Annotated in this window: 2 protein-coding genes; both read right to left on the bottom strand. The window is 48.8% G+C overall.

Annotation, left to right across the window (positions count from 1 at the left end; all coding sequences use genetic code 11):
• Positions 1-806 (bottom strand): urease accessory protein UreD (locus tag IQ219_RS19460; protein ID WP_194073706.1); only part of this gene is annotated, 806 nt, incomplete at its 3' end.
• Between the two features lie 261 nt (positions 807-1,067).
• Positions 1,068-1,517, bottom strand: a complete 450-nt coding sequence (psbQ, locus tag IQ219_RS19455) for a photosystem II protein PsbQ (RefSeq protein ID WP_190599658.1) — start codon at positions 1,515-1,517, stop codon at positions 1,068-1,070.
• Positions 1,518-1,661 lie beyond the last annotated feature (144 nt).

Genomic DNA, 1,661 nt, shown 5'->3' with positions numbered 1-1,661 from the left:
TAATAAAACTGACTGAGCTGGGTAAAAATATTCTTTGCTTCTTGGGTAGAATCTCCCCGGTAGCGGGCAATGAGACCCTGGGTGGCGGTCAAACTGAGGCCAAACTGTGGCGATCGCCCCTGGCCATTGATCATCTCCCGTGCTTGATTAACCAAATTCTGGTCAAAGGAACGACTTAAATCCACATAGGTACCTAAACAGGTAAAGCCCGCTAAGGCATTGGGGGATTCGTAAAGTTGTTCAGCGCCGATTAACTGTTGCCTTTCTCCCCAAATCAACCTCTCTCCCTGCCAAATCTCCCAACTGGATCGCCAATGGCCTTTGGTAAATTTTTCTCCCCTAGCGGTGCGTCCCAAACGGACAATTTCCCAACCTTTGAAACGGGCTTGCTCCTGGAGCCTAATGGAAAAATTCTGTTGATATCGAGCTTGATCAAAAATAATTGTTTCCTGGGGACACCACAGCACCGAAGCGCCCGCCCCCACCTCTAGGTTAACCCTCTGTTCACTCCAGGGTCCCAAACTACGGTAAATTTTTCCCGCCGAAGCACTGGTAAAGCACACATCACTCTGGGCCTCTAAGACAACGTCGTACCCCAGGCGATCGCCCCCCACCATACCACCGCCGGTATGTAGCAACATGGTCTGACATTGCCCCGTGTCATCTGGATAAAAAGACCGTTGCACTTTGAGGGGAGCCTGTACCAAACATTCAACCATGCGGGTACGATGCCCAGGGCGGTCATAGCGGAGCCAAAGATTGGCCTGCCAAGGGGCAGAATTGTTGACAGTGGTAGCAGTAATCAAAGAATTAAATCGCTGAATTGAACTCAGGAAAAATAGCTAGTCTACTATCAATTTGCAGCCGGTTGGAAAAGTTTAAAAAGGAGGATTAATCTCCCCCTAATTTATCTTATTCAAGAAGGAGATTGACAAAAATTCTTCCTTGGTAAAGGAGAGATAGGGGGATTTCGTATTGCCAAGGCAACTTCTTCAACATTTATTTCAGGCTAAAAACCATGGCCGGGAAATTCCCAGCCAATGGGGACGTGGAACATTCAGGGGAACCTAACTAGCCTGGGGCAACAAACTGAGGAAAGCATCAAAATCCGCCAGTGCTTCTTGGTACTGGACTTTAGCTTGGGAACTATTGCGATCCTTCGCCGCTGCATCTAGCCGTTCCAAGTGACCAAAAACTTCTTTGGCTAAGGTGCTGGCCTTGTCTTGATCCTTGGGTAACAGGGAGCTGGCCAGCCCCAACATCTCCCGGCGTAGTTGTCCCAACGGCCCATGGATATAGGTTTGGGTGTCCACCCAATTTTGATCCGCAATCAAACCCTGCAACCGCTCTTCCATGCCTTCCCGGGCCACGGCGATCGGATTAACATAGACCTGTAGTTGGGCAATTTTTTCTGGGCTATAGGTGGTGGGAATTTCCACCTGGGGGCTACTGCAACTAACGAGGATCGTAGTTACTAAAACTAGAACGAGGGAAAGTAACGAACGTAAACGAGACATAAGCTTGGGTTACGGTGTTATTGACATTGACAGCAATTGACAAGGAAAAGTTATCCCCGCAATTTTTTCCAATGATACGTGCTTTTCAGGCCGAAAACGAATACCAGCCCCCAGTGGATGCCCAGGGGGGGATTAACCTACAAG

Origin of the sequence: Synechocystis sp. LEGE 06083 (assembly GCF_015207725.1) — a bacterium.
Classification (GTDB): Bacteria; Cyanobacteriota; Cyanobacteriia; order Cyanobacteriales; family Microcystaceae; genus Synechocystis; species Synechocystis salina.
This window is presented reverse-complemented; position numbering and strand designations above follow the sequence as displayed.

Bases quoted from the DNA above. Each gene is read 5' to 3' on its own strand.
- psbQ (WP_190599658.1), bottom strand. From the start codon at position 1,517: ATGTCTCGTTTACGTTCGTTACTTTCCCTCGTTCTAGTTTTAGTAACT.